This window comes from Methylothermaceae bacteria B42 (genome assembly GCA_001566965.1).
Classification (GTDB): Bacteria; Pseudomonadota; Gammaproteobacteria; order Methylococcales; family Methylothermaceae; genus Methylohalobius.
On sequence record LSNW01000014.1, the window covers coordinates 131,159 to 149,345 of the forward strand.

General features: G+C 48.3%; 16 protein-coding genes. 9 read left to right on the forward strand and 7 right to left on the reverse strand.

Features of this window, described 5'->3' with window-relative positions; all coding sequences use genetic code 11:
- Nucleotides 1-2: 2 nt before the first annotated feature.
- Together AXA67_07290 and AXA67_07295 are read left to right on the forward strand one after the other, a co-directional pair.
- Nucleotides 3-911: a glycosyltransferase gene (locus tag AXA67_07290; protein ID KXJ41022.1), complete on the forward strand. Its 909-nt coding sequence runs from the start codon at nt 3-5 to the stop codon at nt 909-911.
- Between the two features lie 13 nt (nt 912-924).
- Complete coding sequence (locus tag AXA67_07295) at nt 925-2,325, forward strand: hypothetical protein (GenBank protein KXJ41023.1); 1,401 nt, start codon at nt 925-927, stop codon at nt 2,323-2,325.
- On the opposite strand, the gene AXA67_07300 is transcribed toward AXA67_07295, so the two are convergent.
- The 3 genes from AXA67_07300 to AXA67_07310 form a co-directional block, all read right to left on the reverse strand.
- Entirely contained in the window at nt 2,315-4,000 is a 1,686-nt protein-coding gene (locus AXA67_07300; GenBank protein KXJ41024.1) for a hypothetical protein, read from the reverse strand. The genes AXA67_07295 and AXA67_07300 overlap by 11 nt on opposite strands.
- A 45-nt stretch (nt 4,001-4,045) precedes the next feature.
- The gene (locus AXA67_07305) at nt 4,046-5,626 is read right to left on the reverse strand and encodes a hypothetical protein (protein ID KXJ41025.1); all 1,581 of its coding nucleotides are present in this window, start codon (nt 5,624-5,626) and stop codon (nt 4,046-4,048) included.
- 109 nt (nt 5,627-5,735) lie between these two features.
- Nucleotides 5,736-9,245 (reverse strand): hypothetical protein, encoded by a 3,510-nt coding sequence (locus AXA67_07310; protein ID KXJ41026.1) that lies wholly within the window; start codon nt 9,243-9,245, stop codon nt 5,736-5,738.
- A 97-nt stretch (nt 9,246-9,342) separates the two neighbouring features.
- Between AXA67_07310 and AXA67_07315 the strand changes: the two genes are divergently transcribed.
- Nucleotides 9,343-10,176 carry a hypothetical protein gene (locus AXA67_07315; GenBank protein KXJ41027.1) on the forward strand — a complete coding sequence of 278 codons (834 nt, stop codon included), beginning with the start codon at nt 9,343-9,345 and terminating at the stop codon, nt 10,174-10,176.
- Nucleotides 10,177-10,203: 27 nt separating this feature from the next.
- Here the strand turns inward: AXA67_07315 and AXA67_07320 are convergent, their stop codons facing one another.
- Together AXA67_07320 and AXA67_07325 are read right to left on the reverse strand one after the other, a co-directional pair.
- A complete protein-coding gene (locus tag AXA67_07320) occupies nt 10,204-10,785 on the reverse strand; it encodes a hypothetical protein (GenBank protein ID KXJ41028.1) in 582 nt (193 codons plus the stop codon).
- Entirely contained in the window at nt 10,782-11,060 is a 279-nt protein-coding gene (locus tag AXA67_07325; protein KXJ41029.1) for a hypothetical protein, read from the reverse strand. Before AXA67_07325 ends, AXA67_07320 begins: the two co-directional genes overlap by 4 nt.
- A 142-nt stretch (nt 11,061-11,202) precedes the next feature.
- Here AXA67_07325 and AXA67_07330 point away from each other — a divergent pair, with 142 nt between their 5' ends.
- From AXA67_07330 to AXA67_07355, 6 genes are all read left to right on the forward strand, one after another.
- Complete coding sequence (locus AXA67_07330) at nt 11,203-11,751, forward strand: ATP-dependent protease subunit HslV (GenBank protein ID KXJ41030.1); 549 nt, start codon at nt 11,203-11,205, stop codon at nt 11,749-11,751.
- Nucleotides 11,748-13,079 carry an ATP-dependent protease ATP-binding subunit HslU gene (gene hslU / locus AXA67_07335; protein ID KXJ41031.1) on the forward strand — a complete coding sequence of 444 codons (1,332 nt, stop codon included), beginning with the start codon at nt 11,748-11,750 and terminating at the stop codon, nt 13,077-13,079. Before AXA67_07330 ends, hslU begins: the two co-directional genes overlap by 4 nt.
- 9 nt (nt 13,080-13,088) lie before the next feature.
- A complete protein-coding gene (locus tag AXA67_07340) occupies nt 13,089-13,409 on the forward strand; it encodes a hypothetical protein (protein ID KXJ41032.1) in 321 nt (106 codons plus the stop codon).
- A complete protein-coding gene (gene ubiE / locus AXA67_07345) occupies nt 13,402-14,160 on the forward strand; it encodes a bifunctional demethylmenaquinone methyltransferase/2-methoxy-6-polyprenyl-1,4-benzoquinol methylase (GenBank protein ID KXJ41033.1) in 759 nt (252 codons plus the stop codon). Before AXA67_07340 ends, ubiE begins: the two co-directional genes overlap by 8 nt.
- A complete protein-coding gene (locus AXA67_07350; GenBank protein KXJ41034.1) occupies nt 14,161-14,781 on the forward strand; it encodes a hypothetical protein in 621 nt (206 codons plus the stop codon).
- A gap of 305 nt (nt 14,782-15,086) precedes the next feature.
- Nucleotides 15,087-16,730 carry a ubiquinone biosynthesis regulatory protein kinase UbiB gene (locus AXA67_07355; protein ID KXJ41035.1) on the forward strand — a complete coding sequence of 548 codons (1,644 nt, stop codon included), beginning with the start codon at nt 15,087-15,089 and terminating at the stop codon, nt 16,728-16,730.
- Here the strand turns inward: AXA67_07355 and AXA67_07360 are convergent.
- Together AXA67_07360 and AXA67_07365 are read right to left on the reverse strand one after the other, a co-directional pair.
- A complete protein-coding gene (locus tag AXA67_07360; GenBank protein ID KXJ41036.1) occupies nt 16,706-17,506 on the reverse strand; it encodes a hypothetical protein in 801 nt (266 codons plus the stop codon). The genes AXA67_07355 and AXA67_07360 overlap by 25 nt on opposite strands.
- Before the next feature lie 2 nt (nt 17,507-17,508).
- Nucleotides 17,509-18,174 carry a hypothetical protein gene (locus AXA67_07365; protein KXJ41037.1) on the reverse strand — a complete coding sequence of 222 codons (666 nt, stop codon included), beginning with the start codon at nt 18,172-18,174 and terminating at the stop codon, nt 17,509-17,511.
- Between the last annotated feature and the right edge of the window lie 13 nt (nt 18,175-18,187).

Below are 18,187 nucleotides of genomic sequence, written 5' to 3' on the forward strand. Positions count from 1 at the left end.
GCATGTCTAAAATTGACTCGCACAATAATAAAAAACTCAGCATTGTTTTTTTAAATTTCAATCGTCTCCATGAAACTCGGCAAACAGTCGATCAGTTGCTTCAATTATGCGGCCGAAGAACCGATATTGAAATTATTGCAGTGGATAATGGCTCTAATGATGGTACCGCGGAATTTCTCGCTTCCCAGGAAAACATTCAGGCTATCCTGCTGGATGAGAATTACGGGATCGCCGGTTACAATGCGGGCTTTAGGCAGGCGAAGGGCGATTATATTTTAGTGCTCGACGATGATTCATGTCCGAAGGATGCTTCCACACTCAATCAAATTATTGATGTTTTCGATCAACAGCCAGCAATAGGGGTTATCGCTTGTCATATCGAGACTCCCATGGGGGAGGCGCAATGGAGTTGGCATCTTCCCCCACAGCCTGTGGCTGGATCTTCGCCTTTTTTTATTGGATGCGGTTTTGCGATTCGGCGCAATCTGTTTCAGGAGATTGGTTGGTATCCTGAAGAATTCTTTCTGTACCAAAATGAAGTCGAAGTGGCTTATCAAGTCAGGCAAAGACATTTTCAGATATTTTATCTGCCCGATTGCCGGGTTGTTCACCGGGGAATGCCATGTCAAAGGCCTGGTTGGCGGCGTATTTATTTTCCTACTCGTAATACTATATGGTTAATAAAACGTTACTATCCCCAACCTAAATCGACTTATATGATCATTTCACGGATGATGATAGGTTTGATTCGTTCGTTACAGTTTGGAGAATTTATAACCTATTTGCGTGCAGTTTTTGACGCTTACAAGCAACCTGTAAAGAAACAACAGCTTTCACCTGAAATTCTTAAGGAAACAAGTGTTTTCTTTAGGCAGAACAGTATTTTTCATCATCTTTTTAAACGTGCCTAAGCAAGTTAATTTAATGAAAAACTATCCCAAGGTTTTAGTCATTATTGTGACATGGAACAAAAAGGATTATGTCATTAACCTATTGGATTCTTTGTTAGATATGGATTATCCCAAAGAGGCCATGGAAATTCTGGTGGTAGATAATGCCAGTACCGATGGGACGGCAGAAGCAATCAAAGCCCGTAAAGATAATATCAATATAATATGCAATCGTGAAAATCTTGGAGGTACCGGAGGCTTCAATACTGGGCTGTCATGGGCTTTTTCACAGCCCGCTGAAAAATATGACTATTTATGGCTACTGGATAATGATGTACTGGTCCACAAACACGCTCTTTCGGCGCTTGTGCAAATTTTATCCAAACACTCTGATGTCGCTGTGGCAGGATCCACCATGATGCAACTCGATTATCCTTGGAAAATCAATGAGATGGGTGCCGGCGTGGATCTTGAGCATGGACGACTCAAACTTAATCGTCATTTCCAGGAAATTGACTCCTGGAAGAATATTCCGGTTGAGAGATTGCGCTCTCAAGATATCGATATAAGTTTGCAATTGGATAATTGCCCAAAATGGATGAAGGTGGATTATGTGGCGGCGGCATCATTGCTAATCCGCTCACACGTTGCCAGAAAAGCAGGGCTTTGGGAGGATTATTTCCTTCATTTTGATGATGTGGAGTGGTGTTTGCGTATTGCAAAGATGGGGGAAAAGGTTGTTGTTTCCGCGCAATCCATAATTTGGCATCTTTCCGCATTTTCCAAAGTGCCCTCATGGGTGTTGTATTACGATAACCGCAATGTGCTTTATCTCTTGGAAAAGCACGGTACTCCCGGATCTATCTCGAAAACCAGGCGCTGGATCCAAATGAAATCATTATATTATGCCGTTCTCGGTAAATTCGATCTATCCAAACTGCATATAGAGGCTTTACGTGATTATCGGCTAAGGGTGATGGGGAAAAAGAATATTCAATTGGATGAAGGCTATGGCAAACTCAACGAAATAGAAAAGACATTATCTGACCCGAGTATCAAGCAAGTTTTAATTCCCTGGACGCTGGAAGATTCAGCACCTGCGCTTCTCCAAGCGTTTCGTCGAGTGGCTAATAATAAATCCGCCCCAAATATTGATGTTTTGCTTTCTCCTTATCTACAAACAGCTCCTCGGTTGGCTGAGCTAGCGACTGCGGATCCTATGGTTTTACCTAAGAATAGGGTACTGCGGTTGATCAAGTATTTTCTGTTACGTGGCCGTTACGACCTGGTTTTGCAATCCGATTATCAACCTGTTCCCGCATTGTCATGGGTGGGCGGAAAGGTCTTGTTTACAAATAATGAGTACTTCAGCATACGAGACCGCCCGCGAATTTCCCAAGTGTTTAAAACGCTGTGGGAAGCGATTAGGAGCTGATATCTTCTTCAATGGCCAGTTCATAATGGCGACTGTGCTGGGAAAGATTAGGGTTGTATGCGGGATCCCCTTTGTTCAGCCATTCCTGCCAGTGGTTTCTGAATACGGGCTGTTCATTTTCCATGAAAATTTCCGGTAAAGGTTCGGCGAGCAATTTAAAGACAGCGTTGGGTTCGTACACGATGCGCCAACCGAGCGCCAAACCTCTGAGAGCAAAATCCAGGAGCCCGTGGGCGCCTCGAAAAACCGGATTAAAGCCTCCAAGCTGCTCCCATAGCTCGCGATGGATCATCACGCAATAAGGATTAGGCGTGCTGATATTACGTACAATCGCGGTAACCGCCATATATCCCGGTTCCTCGGAAGAAAATCCTTGATAAGGCCAAAGCAGCTTGCCCTCTTTGGTTAAAATGCCGCCGGCATAATGTAACTGTCCTGATTTTCCTAATACTTTACCTGAGGCCATGCCTATATTTTTTAGGGTAAGCCAGCTAGCCAGCTGCTGTTCGGCTTGAGCATCGATGGGTTGGCAGGCTTGATGGCGAATCAGAATATAGGATTGGCTTTGCTCGATCAGTAGACGATTCTGTACTATTTCCGTATATTTTTCAGGCGTGATGTCTGTCGGCAATATGACCTTAGTGATTTTTTCCTGATCAGGTAAAGGTAATTGCACCCGGTAGTTACCACGCCAAAGTGTTTTAATCTCGCTGACAGTACCTGAAATCTTCCGCCTTGAAAGGGCGTCTTCTAAAGCTCTGATCCCGGCGTTAAAAGCATAGGATTTGGCGTTGTCATTCAGGGCTACGGAGTTCGAATGTTGGCGCCAATGATATAGAACTTTCGGGATGTGCTCGATTTTGTCAGTATATTCCATGCATCGGAGTATCAAATCGTAATCCTGTGAGCCATCATATTCGGATCTCAGTCCTCCTACTTGCTGAATTAAACTCTTACGATATGCCATCAAGTGAAAGAGATAATTTCCTGAGAACAAGTTTTCCGGAGACCAGCCAGGTTTCATCAGATGCATGAATCTTTTATTCTCTGGAGACAACATGTCTCGATCAGAATAAACAATATCGGTTGCTGGATGTTGACTTAGAAACTCAATGAGATTTTGAATTGCATCCAGTGCCAAGCGGTCATCATGGTCCAAGAAAACAATAAAATCCCCTTGCGCAAGATTGATTCCCAGATTGGTCGCAGCAGAAATTCCTTGAGGACAACTTCTATTAATCTCAAGCAATCGAATTCTAGGATCGCGGCAATAAGGAGAAGCTAAAACCGAGCGCGTTTCGCGATTCTGTGAGGCATCGTCAATCAGAAGCCATTCCCAATAGGGGGAGGTCTGCATTCTGACCGACAAAATACATTCTTTCAATACTTCGGGATCGGTATTGTAGACAGGGGTTACGATAGAAATTTTAGGTCCGGGCGGGGTTGCTAGACGCCGCAAGGATTGCCATTGTTGGCAGGTTTGGATGGTGTGGCGATCAATCCAGCGTTGATAGTCAGGCCATTCGCTTTGGGACCATTTTACTAACAGGGCATCATTAGGGGTAATGGGGGGATAATAGCGCAACCAGTGCCAGCGTTTGGCGACAAAAGGGGATTTAAAGGCAAGATAAAAGAGATAGCGAGCTGCCCGGGGAATGAGAGAAGATTGGATCATCAATAAGCCAAATGCCCCATTATCGGGCTAGGATGTGGTAAGAAATTAATTAGATGGGGCCAAATTCCAGCTATTATCGTAAATATTGTTGAACGCTTGGCTCGCACTTTCTAGCGGTGCTACTCGGTATAGCCTCACTATGTTGTCATAGATGTCATTATAGGCTGCATCCCTATCCAATAAAATGCCGGCACGGTGAGCGCCATAGATTATGTTGCCGGCAATCACGTTTTCTAGTGAGGGGGAAAAATTCAAAGAATGTTGGGGATTTTTCGCCACTTGCGGCTCCGCATTGGCCGAACCTAATAGCACCCCAAAAAACTGGAATCGGTCATTGTGCCCTTTATTATTGTCGATAATCGAGTTAAATAAAATGTAATTGCGATGGCTACTCCGAACAGACTTGACGCCATCACCGGCATTGTTCTTGATGATGTTGCTCATGATCAAATTATAAACCGCGTTATCCAGCGAAATGCCCGGAAGTTTGGCGACAGCAGAGCCATCTGGTAGGCGCCCGAATCCTGACACTAGATCAATTTGCAAGTCTTCGTCTGTTTGTCTGGCTCGATTACCATTGCCACTAACTTTGTTATCAATGACTAAATTTAAGGCGCTGCCAAAGTCCAAGCACATGCCTTCTTTGTCATTCATGACAATCGTGTTGTCCTCAATCAGATTGCCATTGGCGCCGTCTAAATAGATTCCTTGGGCCCTGTTATGGTGTAAGTTATTTTGGGTGATCAAAATCTGATGAGGAACATTGGCTGGTGGCCAAATGGGTTGAGCTAGGGCGGCATTGTTGGTAAAAGCTTCCGGTGGGCTCCCTTTGGGAGCGGTGCTATCGGTAAGCAAAATTGCGGCACTGCCGTTATTGGCAGCCATTCCATTGGTGATCTCATTGTTTGAGATTCGAAGATAAGTAACATCTCCTTGCACTAGAAGTCCGGTATTTTGAGGGGTATCGATAGTAGATTGATCGATTCCGATAAACCGGCTTTTTGAAAAGACTGTAATTCCCCAGGTCGGTTGAGTTAAAGTCAAATGAGTTAAAATTATCTTCTTGGCGCCTTTGATAGAGATGGGCCAGAATACATTATCAAACTCGAAGCCGCGCAACCCAGAAAAGATTGTGTCCTTATCCAACACAATAGCCGGCGCTTGTAATCTGCCTTTCACCGTTACCCCGGTCCCGTCAAGGAATATAGAGCTTGATACGGCTAATGTGGTGTCGGCGACAATTTCCGGCGAAGCAAATTTGATCACTATGCCAATGTCTGTTCCCTGATGTGTAGCCAAGAATTGATTCAATTCAGAGAAAGACGAACCGGTAAAGGTTAGAATGTTTGAGGTTTCTGGCCATTTAGGAATATTGTCCTCAAGGGTAGTTGTTAATTTAGTGCGAAATTCACGAAGATTGACAACCTCTCCCAAGACAGGAAGTTTACTTGTGCGTTTTAATGCCAATGAATGCTGGATAATATTATAGGCAGCATCGGTTTCAGGAACACGCTGAACAGGAGGCAGCTGATAGTGTTTCAGCAGGTTTTCACAGAAGGCAGTATGGTTAAAGGAAAAAGCCGCCAGAAACATAAGAAATGAAAATTTAAAAGATAAAGGGCGCATAACCAGGCTGTTAATTGAAATAATTAAATAATAATATTAGAGATATGCTTTAAATAGAATGTATGATGGAGGCGCAGGATAATTCATCCTTAAATTATTCAGCAATTTATTAGCGTTCATATATGTGGCGAATATATCTTGTAAACACTGTCGCTAAAGATTGTTGCTGAAAACCTTCTTTTGTATCGGAGAAATCCGATGAGACGGCAATGTCAGGTACCGAGACATGGAAGAAATTAGCGTCTATTCTTCCACTGGCATCAAACCATATTTTCACGAATACTTCGGGATTGTTTTCGCTTCCCCATGATACGTCGTTGGGTGAGGCATAAAAATAACCCCATACCACTTCATCGCCGCGTTGTGTGGAGTCATAGCCTCCTTCTATCCAAATGGCGTCAATGGGCCCAATGTCCTCCGTGTTTATTGTCGCACCAATGTCCAGATTATGGAGAATTGTTTGACGAATTGGCTTGCTTGACACTTCGCCGCCTATCCCATTGGATGCTGAATTTGACACGACTTCAGAACCGGATTGGCCGTTTTGAAAATAATGGCGAACATATCGCCGCTCCATTGTAGTGGTGCCTGATTGGTCGTATTGGCCATCAAAAACATAGTCTGTGTATACCTGAATATCAGGTACCGATACATGAAAGTAATTCACATCGACCCTGCCACTCACATCAAACCAGATTTTGACGAAAAGCTCGGGATTCTGCTTGCTTCCCCACGAAACATCGTCTGGGTTCGCATAAAAATATCCCCAGATAACCCGGTCACCTCTATTGGTTAACGCTTCCCCGCCTTTATGCCAAACGCCTTCAATGGGTCCTTTTTCTTCAGTTTGGATAACAGAGCGTAACCATAAATCGTCAGTGACCATGTACCCCGTTGTTAAAGGGATTTCTTCGCCTTGATAAAATTTAATAGCATGGCTTGTATTAAATTGTGGCAGTGCTATTTTTGCTACGCCATTACCATCTGGTGTGACTTCGAGCTTTTGAATTGGAAAGTTTTGATTTGGGTCGTAGGTGTTCCAGAATTCCACAAAATATTTGTGACGTGGCGATAAATTTTTTATCTTTAAAGTGGCCCCTGAAATTTTTCCATAGATGGCTTTTCGTTGATCTTTTAGTAAAAAAATAATTCCTTGTTTCGCATTACCGGATCCAATTTTGATTAAAGGGATATCCGTTCCGATAATTTCCAATTCATTACTAAGGTTTTGGGGGGTAAAATTAGCAAAATTGAGATCACTGGCGACAAAATTACTGAGAGCTTTTTGATACGCTCTCATTTTTGTTGTCAACTTATGATCTTTTAGCATTTCGCCTGGCCATCTTAGTCCGGTTCCCGCGTCGCCACCTGCTAAGTGCGCCCAAATCATGTTGTGGAAATATTGTTCGTCATCTGCTTGAGAGAAATAAGCATCGTAGGCCTTTGTGTAAAAAACGATAGGACCACTTTCTGTATCCATGTAGGGTTTGGTGTCAAAAGCATTAGCTTGGTAATATTGAAGACCTTGGTTGACCCTGACTGCGGGCGCTACGGTGTTATCAAGATCTGCAACTTGATAGACAAACTCCGAGGTCGCGGTATTGTCGGGATGATTTAAGTTAGGATCTCGGATGTCGTGGTAATACATATGGGTAGAATTAAAATCCATAAGATCATTGTTTAGTACAACCGCCGTATCCGCTCCGGGCTTCGAGCTCAAATCTGCTTCAGGGATGTGGTTGGTGAACTTAGGATCCCAACGCACGGAAGAAACATAAATTAGGTGATTGGGATCTATAGAACGATAATAAGTTGCCAGTTCGTTGAGGGTATTTTCTCGTATATCGAATGCAGCGCGATTCCATCCGAACTTTGGGTCATCGCTATCAAATTCATTGATTAATTCAATCGCCAAAATATTTTTTTTATCACAAATTGTTTCGCATAATTTTTTCAAAATCCTTTTTAGATACACCCGGTTTTCGGGCAGAAATAAGTCGTCTGGAGACTCCATGGGGCCGCCCATTGTGGTACTAAAAGGCACTTTATTCCACTTGACTTGGTAATGGAAAGTATCAAAAGGAGTCAAAATCAAATTGATACCGACTTTTTCGGCTTCATCGGCCAAAGTCCGGATGAAATTCAAAGTATCTTGGTTGAATTTGATGTGATCAGGCCCTTGAGACACATCGGTAAAAAGGCGCACGGGATAGTCGAGATCATAAGATTCTGCAATTAGCCGAATTGTATTGACGCCGTTATCAGCTAAAGTTTGCAAATAGTTTTGCCCCGTTTGGATGCCTTCTTCAGAATAGAAATTTCTGAATCTACCTAGCATCTGATCCCACATGGAGCCATTGTAGAATGTCCTGATTTTAGGCCAGGGAATGCCTTGATTGTCACCAATGACAACAAACGCCTCTTTGTTTTCAAAGCAAAAATAGCGTTTTCCCGGACAGAGCGTTATAAAACCTTTGTCATTAGGGTCTTGAGGCAGGGTGGTGAATTGAGCTGTAACCAGCGCCGAAGCATTGCCTTTCTCATCTATCGCTTTAATGCCTAGGTAATAATGACTGGAAGGAGCAAGGCCAATGATTTGGATTTTTTCTGCAAGACCTGCTTTCTTGGGGCGTTGGTTGACTGGATAGGATCTAGCTAAAGCCCAGGTTTCATTCGTAATAGGCTGATTGGAATAGCGGATTTCATAGTGATGTGCATAACCTTGCAGAGCATTATCGCCACTAGCAATAAAGTTTATCCATGCGCTTCTCCCGTGAATATTAGTAATAGATAGGTCCCTGATTGCGGCAGGAGCCGTCTTATCAGAAGAACCGGAGAATGCGAATTCAGCCCAAAATTCGGGTCTGCTTTCTTCTCCCGCCAGTGGGGTGATTTCATCATATACCCGCTTCCATTCCTTGTAATAAGCAGGATCTAGGGCACCGCCGGTATCATCTTCTATATTTGTGATATTGATGCCGATGGCATCGCCATCGGAAGGCACAGGTGGTGTCGTTGAGCCATATAGATTTTTCCAACTGATCGCCGCTTCAACAATAAAATCATCATCGCTGTTCGAGTAATGGGTATTTTGGAAAGTGTTGTCATTCAAAGTGCCGCTAAGAGTAACGGACTGTAAAATCTCATCAATTTTTTGTGCCCCTATGGTGGAACCACTGCCATCTCCTTGGTCGAATCTTGCCGCCGTGCCGTTTGCATTGATAGCAAATATCCGGTCTGATGGTTGGATTAATTTGTCGCGGCTAAGATCCAGGTCGAACTCCCATTTGACCGCATCATCGTCAAATGTGCTTATCCAGGGTTTGGCTGGATCGAAATTATCGACCCATAGCTCAAAGTCTCTGACTTCAGCGGCTATATAAAGATATTCCGAGTCCCACATGAGATGGTATTTTATTTGTGCATCTTCCCCAAAGAATTTATAGATAACGCGGGTGCCCAGAGGATTCCATTCGCCTGTATCAATCTTTCCATCAATCACCGGTTTGCCTTCTGGGATGAAACCACCAAAAAACTTATATTCGGTAGCTAAGGATGGGTTTGCCCAATATCCCGCAAACAAGATCAATGAAGTAATAATCGCTTGAAATTTAAACATTTTTTAGTGTGATAGTGGGAAGTGCTTTCTAATTAAGTGTTGTAGAGGGTTAGCACTCTGTCAAATCAGGAACGGCAAATTTATAGTGGCAAAGATAGTGAATGAATCTCAACGGTTGGCAGTTTCCATTGTGGTCCACAATTCTTCCCTGCGTGATTTGGATCGCTCACTGGAAGCGCTGGGGATTGCGGTTAAGGAGGCTCAAAGGGAAAACTGTCTAAACGATGTGCGGATTACGATGATAGACAATGCTTCTGATCAAGAATATTTGAAAGAATTAAAAGCATTGTTGCAGCATTGTCAAAATACCGGGGGAGTGGTTGTGGAATTGATTCAGTGCGCTGGAAATCTTGGATATGGCCAAGGCCATAATGTGGCAGGCAATAACAACGAGGACTTCCGGTTAATACTCAATCCTGATGTCTTCCTTGCCCGGGACTCCCTGAGCCAAGCCCTGAATTTTGTGAAGGAAAATCCGGAAGTAGGCGTTGTCGTGCCTCGGGTACTGGATTCAGATGGCGATGTGGATTATTTGTGCAAGCGCTATCCCTCCATTTTGGACTTGGCGCTGCGGGGGTTTGCGCCGGTTTGGTTGCAAAAAATGTTCACAAAACGCCTCCATCGTTATGAGATGCGTGACATCGATTGGACTAAACCCCATTGCCAGGTGGAGCTGGCCAGTGGTTGTTGTCTGCTGATGCGGGGGGAGGTTTGGCTGGCGTTGGGGGGGTTTTCCCCGGATTATTTCATGTATTTTGAGGATTTTGATTTATCCATGCGGGCCAAGGAGATTACTACCATTGCCTATGTGCCAGAATTTGAGGTGACTCACCTTGGCGGGAATGCGGCGCGGAAGGGATGGCGGCATATTCTATGGTTTATTAAGTCGGCGTGGGTATTTTTTAATAAGTATGGTTGGCGGTTTTGGTGAGGGACTGCGATGCACTGTGCTGTGCAGTCATCGCTCCAAGAGGAAGACCAGCAGCGCCGTCAATAAACCAATCAAGGTGGTTTTGATTCCCATCCAGATGCCCCAGGCGCCAGATATTTGGCCAAGAAAAACGCCGAGTAAAAACAAGATAACAAAAGCCAAGGTAATGGACAGCAGTAACGGGTTGATGGGCAATTGCAGGCCCAGTTGAACCCACCAAAGGGGAGCGATGAGGATGATGGAAATTAAAAAAGGGGACAGGCCGTTGACTGCGGCCACAAAGATCGGGATATATTTTGATGCCAGCGCGTGGTCGGAGTCGCTGAGATCGGCCACCAATGCCTGTTCGAGTTCCCTCAATTCCTTCTTTCTTTCCGCGGCTTCGCTGATATAGGCGCTGCTCATGCCGCTTACACCCAGCGCAACTGCGGCACCAAGACAAGCGCTGATGACGACTGGCAGTTGAGCTTCGTCGCTCATGTAAAAACCGATCATGATGCCAAGAATGGTCAAAGCGCCATCAAAGCCGTTGGTGACGAAATATCTGCGCCCAATGGCCCAGGCATGAGTAATTCGGAGCAAAAAGCGTAGGCGCGAAAAGAGCCTCATGCGTCAGCCGATTTTTCATCAGGCAGGTCATGGATCTCTACTTCGTCAATACTGTGGACCGATCCTCCCATGCTGGCGATAGTTTCGATAAGCTGCTCATAGTGAAGATCTATTCCCTCGATTTCCAGCACCGTACTTTCAGTTTTTTCATCCATTTCCTCCAGCATCAGTTTGCCGCGATACACGCCTTCGACAGCAAGCAGGCGTTGGACGAACTCAAAGGCATTGGGTTGGTGGGGTTTGAGGACATCCAGAACTAATTTTATTTTGGCCATCTTTCCCGTTTTTGGTTGTGTGTCCCAGCGAGTATGCTCAATCCCCTTAGTGCTTTCAAGCATACCGTCTTAAACAACCGTAAGGCGACAATGTAAGACTGCTGTATAATAGGCAATCAATCAATGATCATAGCAGCAATTCATGGAAGCATTTAAAGGTACTACTATTCTTTCTGTGCGCCGGGCTGGTAAAGTCGTCATTGGCGGTGATGGCCAGGTTTCCCTGGGCAATACCGTGATGAAGGGCAATGCCCGTAAAATCCGCCGTCTCTATCATGACCGTGTTTTGGCGGGGTTTGCCGGTGCCACGGCCGACGCCTTCACCCTGTTCGAACACTTCGAAGGCAAGCTCGAGAAACACCGGGGCAACCTGGTTCGGGCGGCGGTGGAGATGGCCAAGGACTGGCGCACGGACCGGATGCTGCGGCGGCTGGAGGCGCTGCTGGCCATTGCCGATGCCAAGGCCTCACTGATCATTTCCGGCACCGGTGACGTGATCGAGCCGGAGCAGGACTTGATCGCCATCGGTTCCGGCGGTTTTTATGCCCAATCCGCGGCCCGGGCCCTGCTGGAGAATACCGAACTGAGCGCGCGCGAGATTGTGGAAAAATCGCTCAATATCGCTGCAGACATCTGTATCTACACCAATCACAACCTGACCCTGGAAGAACTGGAGTCGGAAACATCATGACCATGACCCCCCGTGAAATCGTCCACGAACTGGACAAACACATTATCGGCCAAGCCGAAGCCAAGCGCGCCGTGGCCATTGCCTTGCGCAACCGTTGGCGCCGCAGCCAGGTATCGCCGGAGTTACGCGAAGAAATCACCCCCAAAAATATCCTCATGATCGGCCCTACCGGCGTGGGCAAGACGGAAATCGCCCGCCGTCTGGCGCGCCTGGCCCATGCACCTTTCATTAAAGTAGAAGCCACCAAGTTTACCGAAGTCGGCTACGTGGGCCGGGATGTGGAATCCATCATCCGCGACCTGGTGGAAGTGGCGGTGAAAATGACCCGCGAGGTGGAAATGGAAAAAGTCCGCGCCCGCGCCGAAAAGGCAGCGGAAGAGCGGGTTTTGGATGTGCTGGTGCCACCGCCCAGCAGTTGGTCGGAACAGGCAGCGGAGGAAAAAGATTCCGCCGCCCGCCAGCGGTTCCGGGAAAAACTGCGCGCCGGGCAACTGGATGATATGGAAATCGAGATCGAAGTCCAGGCCACCCCCATCGGCGTGGAAATCATGGCCCCGCCGGGCATGGAGGAAATGACCAGCCAGCTCCAAAGCATGTTCCAGAATCTGGCGCCCGGCCGCACCAAGAAGCGCAAGCTGCGGATCAAGGATGCGCTCGAAGTGCTGAGGGAAGAGGAAGCCGCCAAGATGATCAATGAAGAAGATATCAAACTGCGGGCGGTGGAATCGGTGGAGCAGCACGGTATCGTTTTCCTCGATGAAATTGACAAAATTTGCCGCCGCACCGACATGAGCAGTTCCGGCGCCGACGTTTCCCGGGAAGGAGTGCAGCGCGATCTGCTGCCGTTGGTGGAAGGCAGCACCGTCGGTACCAAATATGGCATGATCCGCACCGATCATATTTTGTTCATCGCCTCCGGCGCGTTTCATCTGGCCAAGCCATCGGACTTGATTCCCGAGTTGCAAGGCCGTTTCCCCATCCGGGTGGAATTGGATGCGCTGTCGGTGGAAGATTTCATCCGCATTCTCACCGAACCCGATGCGTCATTGACCGAACAATACAAGGCGCTACTCAAGACCGAAGGTGTGGAACTGGAATTTACCAATGATGGCCTGGCCCGGATTGCGGAAATCGCCTGGCAGGTGAATGAAACCACGGAAAATATCGGCGCCCGCCGTTTGCATACGGTGCTGGAAAGGTTGCTGGAGGACGTGGCTTTTGAAGCATCCGACATGGCGGGGCAAACGGTTCGCATCGATGCCGCTTATGTGGACGCCCATTTGGGTGAATTGGCGCAGGATGAAGATTTGAGCCGGTATATTTTGTAAAGCGTATTGATGCCAACGCCGACGGAAATCAAACTCCACCGCCAATCCAGAGTGCTGGAAGTGAGCTTCGACGATGGCGCCCGGTTCCAATTGCCTTGTGACTATTTGAGAATCCATTCGCCAGCCGCGGGTGAAGATAATGTCACTGGCAAACAAGGCGTGACCATCAATCACATCGAGCCGGTAGGCAACTACGCGGTCAAATTATCTTTCAGCGACGGCCATGACACCGGTTTTTATACCTGGGAATGGTTGTACAAGCTGGGGCTGCGCTGGCGGGAGCAGGCTGACAAACCGGTCAATGCCGGAGGGGAAAATCACAATGACTGACAACAACCGCGACTCAACCACCCATTTCGGCTTCCGCCAGGTGCCAGTGCGGGAAAAGGCCAGGCTCGTGCGAAACGTGTTCGACTCGGTGGCCGACCAGTACGACCTGATGAACGATATGATGTCATTCGGCATCCACCGGTTGTGGAAGCGTTTGACGATTCATTTAAGCAATGTCAAATACGGCGAGCGAGTGCTGGATCTGGCGGGCGGCACCGGGGATTTGACTCGCTTGTTTCATCCCAGGGTCGGGGACAAAGGAGAGGTGGTGTTGGCTGATATCAATGCCGCGATGCTCCGGCGGGGCCGGGACCGGCTGGTGGACGAGGGGCGGGTCAAGGGAATTCGTTATGCGCAGGTGGACGCCCAGTACCTGCCTTTCGAAGATGAAAGCTTTGATTGCATCACCATCGCCTTTGGCCTGCGCAATGTCACCGACAAAGACAAGGCCCTGCGATCCATGTTCCGGGTGCTCAAACCCGGTGGTCGCCTGCTGGTGCTGGAATTTTCCAAGCCTGTCAATGAGCTGTTCAGCAAGTTCTATGACCTGTATTCCTTCAAGATGCTGCCGCTGATGGGGAAATTGATTGCCGGAGACCCCGACAGTTACCGTTATCTGGCCGAATCCATCCGCATGCATCCGGACCAGGACAAACTCAAGGGCATGATGGTGGCGGCGGGTTTCGAGCGGGTGGAATATTTCAATCTCACCCAAGGGGTGGTCGCCATTCACCGGGGTTACAAACTGTAAATGCTGGCACAGGCACTGTTATCCGACGCCTTCGAAGTTGCCATCGCCCAATTGCTGGCGTTGGACCACGATCGGGAACGCTGGTTGTCGCCGTTGGCGGGCAAGGTCATTGGGGTGCGGCTTGAACCGCCAGGGATAGAGTTTTTCTTCAGTCCCACCACGGAGACGGTTTTGATTCTGGAAACTTCGGAAAGGATGCCGGATACCCGTTTGATTGGTCCTCCCCTGGCGTTTTTGCGCATGGTGGCCAGTGATCATCCCAAGTCCGAACTGTTTGACGGCGGCATTCGTATCGAAGGGGATATCGATGTCGCCCGTCAATTACAAAATTTGCTCCACCATTTGGATTTCGATTGGGAGGGGTGGTTGGCGCAATTTACGGGAGAAACGGCGGCCAGGCAGGCGGGGGACTGGATGCGAGCGTTTTCCCGCTGGCATCGGTATGCCTGGCGTGCCTTTCAGGATAATTTGAGTGAGTTCCTGCAGGAAGAAACCCGTGCCTTGCCCGCCCCACTGGAAGCGGAAGATCTGTATCGCCGGATTGGCCATCTGCGCGATGACGTGGACCGATTGGAAGCCCGGTTGAAACGCCTGAATCAAGCCTTGGATCCAATCCAATAAATGTCCCCGAATGGCTTATCCTAATTCCTTGAAAGCTTGGACGCGGCGGGCTAGTTTGAGCGCAACACGTAAATCAATGCCATTCCTCCACCGCCGCATTCGTTTATTATTTCACTTTATGCCGAAAAGGCGTTCCAGCCTTCCATCTGCGGGTGTTGGCGGCCTGGATGGCCGCCATCAAGCCCCCAAGGATGGGTTTACGGCGTCCCACAGATGGAAGGCTGGAACGCCTAACCTAGTTAATCGATATATACCGTCAGATCTGTTCCTGCCTGTCCATTTGATTAGCACCCTGGAGCACTTGAATGTTTTCCCTTAAGCTCCTTTGGCGTTTGCTGCGCATCCAGCAGATTTTCCTGCGCCACGGGCTGGATGAATTGGTGTTGGCGATTCCGCTGTTTCGCCCCTTGCGTTTTCTGCGTTGGTTCTCTCCCAACATTTGGCTGGCCCGCCACAATGCGTCCCGGGGGCAGAGAATCCGGGAAGCGCTTGAGGATTTGGGGCCTATCTATGTCAAATTCGGTCAGGCGGTGTCCACCCGCCGAGATCTCCTTCCCGACGATATTGCCGATGAATTGGCGAAGCTCCAGGACCGCGTGCCCCCGTTTTCAGGGTCTGAGGCGCGAAAAATCGTCGAATCCGAACTTGGGCAACCAATAGATCAGATTTTTGCGGCGTTTGATGAAACCCCGCTGGCTTCCGCTTCCATCGCCCAGGTTCATCCCGCCAGACTAAAAGATGGCAGCGAGGTCGTGGTCAAGGTGCTGCGTCCCAACGTAGAATCCAGGATTCGTGAGGATGTGGCATTGATGTTTGCGTTTGCCCGGATGCTACAGCGATTTGCCAAAGAAGCGCGAAGGTTACGGCCGGTGGAGGTGGTGGCGGAATTTGAAAAAACCATCCTGGACGAACTGGATCTGGTGCGGGAGGCGGGTAACGCGGCGGAACTGCGGCGTCATTTCCAGGATTCGGACATTCTTTATGTCCCCAAGGTTTATTTCGACTGGACCCGCCCGAAAGTCCTGGTATTGGAGAGAATCCACGGCATTCCCGTCACCCATCGGGCAGAACTGGAAGCCGCTGATATCAATTTGAAGCTGCTGGCAGAACGGGGAGTGGAGATATTTTTCACCCAGGTTTTCCGCGATAATTTTTTCCACGCCGACATGCATCCGGGCAACATCTTTGTCGATCCCCGCTATGAGGCCCGCTATATGGCGGTGGATTTTGGTATTGTAGCCAGTTTGTCCCAGGCCGATCAATATTATCTGGCGGAAAACCTGCTGGCTTTTTTCAACCGGGATTACCGGGGGGTGGCGGAGATGCACGTGGCTTCGGGTTGGGTGCCTCCGCACACCCGGGTGGAAGAATTCGAAGGCGCGATCCGGGCAGTGTGCGAGCCGATTTTCGCCAAGCCCTTGGGGGAAATTTCCTACGGCCAATTGTTGTTGCGTCTTTTCCAGACCGCCCGCCGGTTTGAGATGGAAGTCCAGCCCCAGTTAGTTTTGTTGCAAAAAACCTTGCTCCAAATTGAAGGCCTTGGCCGTCAGCTCTATCCGCAACTGGATTTGTGGCAGACCGCCAAGCCTTTTTTAGAGGAATGGTTCAAAAACCGGGTGCATCCCCGGGCCCTTTACAACAAAGCCAAAGCGCAAGTGCCGGAACTGGCGGAGCAACTACCGGAAATTCCCGGCTACGTTTTTCGTCTCCTACACGACGCCAGCCGGGGAAATTTGAAAGTCCGTTGGCAATCAGAAGAGTTAAAGGATTTGCGCCGACAAATGCAACGGAATCACCGGCGCACGGTAGCTTCAGTGGGGGGAGGGGCGATGTTGATCAGCGCCAGTCTGTTGATGAGTCAAGGGCTGATGATGCCTTTGACTTGGGGGTTGGCGGGTTTCGGCGGGTTATTGTTGGCAGGCGCTTATTGGGGATCCGGCCCGGACTGATCTTTGTGTTTATCCGCCACTAAAATGTTATCTGCCTCTGCCTCTGCCTCTGCCTCTGCCTCTGCCTCTGCCTCTGCCTCTGCCTCTTGCACAGGTTCCGTGCTTATCGTGTCTTCGTCGCCAGCAGAAGTATCTTGATCCCCGGATTCTTCATCGTCTTCGGTGTCAGATAAAATAACTAACTCATCATCCTCTAACACGCCCTGGGTTGTATCTTCCGCTAATGCTTCCTGAAGCGAATCACTAGATACCTGGACGGCATCCTCGGCTGGGGCATCGGACAATACCGTCGGCCCTTCGTTATTCTCGGAAAGAGGGTCCTCTTCGTCGGGGGGAGCAATTTGAATTTCTTCTGTTGGGGCCGTTTCCCGTGGCTCTGGTTGAGATTCCTCTTCAGCAGGCGCGGTGGGATTCATCTGCGCGGTGGAGGCTAACCTTTCATCTATCAGGCTATGTAAATGCCTGACTAAATCCAGCAGCCCTTGGGTCCCTGGGTTGAGTTGCCAGATAAGGAATTCGCGCCAATATTTTTTTTCCGATTCCAACCAGGCATTGACCAGTAGGAGAGCGTCTTCTTCACTAAGATGATGATGTTCTTTGAGCCACTGGTGGTAGATCTCGCTGCGCTGAATTTCTGCCTTTTCCAGAGTTTCCAAAAGCTGCGCCATGTTTTTGGCGTGATTTTTCCGCCTGCGCCAAACAGACAGCCCCCAAAGCAGACTGATGGTGGCGGTGGTCAAAAACAACTCAATCCCCAAAAGCCACCAGATATTCATGGTCAGGACTCTTCTTCCATGGTGATAATAATTTCGTCATCGTCGAGCTGTTGTATCTTATTAATCCGGCGCTCATTGTCTTTCAGGGTTTGCAGGATTTTGCTGCGGCTGGCTTCCAGCGCTTCCTTGGATTTACCGCCGCCAAACATGTTGGTATATTCGGAAGAAACCCGGTCGATGGTTTCCATGGCTATTTCCAATTGTTTGGCCAGTTGCTCGCTTTCCGCTTGGAGGCGTTTGATTTCGTCCTGGGCCTGTTGGAGTTCTCCAGACAAATCAGGCACCGGTTGCGGCAAATCTTTTAGGAGGTCGAGATAGGGCTGGGACAGATCCTTGATTCGTTGCTGTATTTTCCCCAACAACTTGACGTCACGGTCAAGGAACAATCTGAAGATTTGCTGATAGAGGGCTTTTTCATGCTGCTTGATTTCTTCCAACAGAGTTTCTAACTGATCGGGGGCTAGATGGCCGATTTCATTGAGAATATCCGACAATTCCTGTACCCGGTCATTCTCTACTTTCCGGAGCCGGTTGATTAGTTTGCCCACGGCATCCCTTTCCTGGTTTTTGCGGCGGGAAAAAATAATCAGGAGCACGCTGGAAAAAAGAGAAAATCCAATCAGCGCTTCCAGAACAAAAACAATCGCTAAAGAATCCAAAGGCACCATAATTAGTTGTATT

Bases quoted from the DNA above. Each gene is read 5' to 3' on its own strand.
- AXA67_07355 (KXJ41035.1), top strand. From the start codon at position 15,087: ATGTTTTCCCTTAAGCTCCTTTGGCGTTTGCTGCGCATCCAGCAGATT.
- AXA67_07320 (KXJ41028.1), bottom strand. From the start codon at position 10,785: ATGAGGCTCTTTTCGCGCCTACGCTTTTTGCTCCGAATTACTCATGCC.
- AXA67_07295 (KXJ41023.1), top strand. From the start codon at position 925: ATGAAAAACTATCCCAAGGTTTTAGTCATTATTGTGACATGGAACAAA.
- AXA67_07360 (KXJ41036.1), bottom strand. From the start codon at position 17,506: ATGAATATCTGGTGGCTTTTGGGGATTGAGTTGTTTTTGACCACCGCC.
- AXA67_07310 (KXJ41026.1), bottom strand. From the start codon at position 9,245: ATGTTTAAATTTCAAGCGATTATTACTTCATTGATCTTGTTTGCGGGA.
- AXA67_07330 (KXJ41030.1), top strand. From the start codon at position 11,203: ATGGAAGCATTTAAAGGTACTACTATTCTTTCTGTGCGCCGGGCTGGT.
- AXA67_07350 (KXJ41034.1), top strand. From the start codon at position 14,161: ATGCTGGCACAGGCACTGTTATCCGACGCCTTCGAAGTTGCCATCGCC.
- hslU (KXJ41031.1), top strand. From the start codon at position 11,748: ATGACCATGACCCCCCGTGAAATCGTCCACGAACTGGACAAACACATT.
- AXA67_07300 (KXJ41024.1), bottom strand. From the start codon at position 4,000: ATGATCCAATCTTCTCTCATTCCCCGGGCAGCTCGCTATCTCTTTTAT.
- AXA67_07305 (KXJ41025.1), bottom strand. From the start codon at position 5,626: ATGCGCCCTTTATCTTTTAAATTTTCATTTCTTATGTTTCTGGCGGCT.
- AXA67_07365 (KXJ41037.1), bottom strand. From the start codon at position 18,174: ATGGTGCCTTTGGATTCTTTAGCGATTGTTTTTGTTCTGGAAGCGCTG.
- AXA67_07340 (KXJ41032.1), top strand. From the start codon at position 13,089: ATGCCAACGCCGACGGAAATCAAACTCCACCGCCAATCCAGAGTGCTG.
- ubiE (KXJ41033.1), top strand. From the start codon at position 13,402: ATGACTGACAACAACCGCGACTCAACCACCCATTTCGGCTTCCGCCAG.
- AXA67_07290 (KXJ41022.1), top strand. From the start codon at position 3: ATGTCTAAAATTGACTCGCACAATAATAAAAAACTCAGCATTGTTTTT.
- AXA67_07325 (KXJ41029.1), bottom strand. From the start codon at position 11,060: ATGGCCAAAATAAAATTAGTTCTGGATGTCCTCAAACCCCACCAACCC.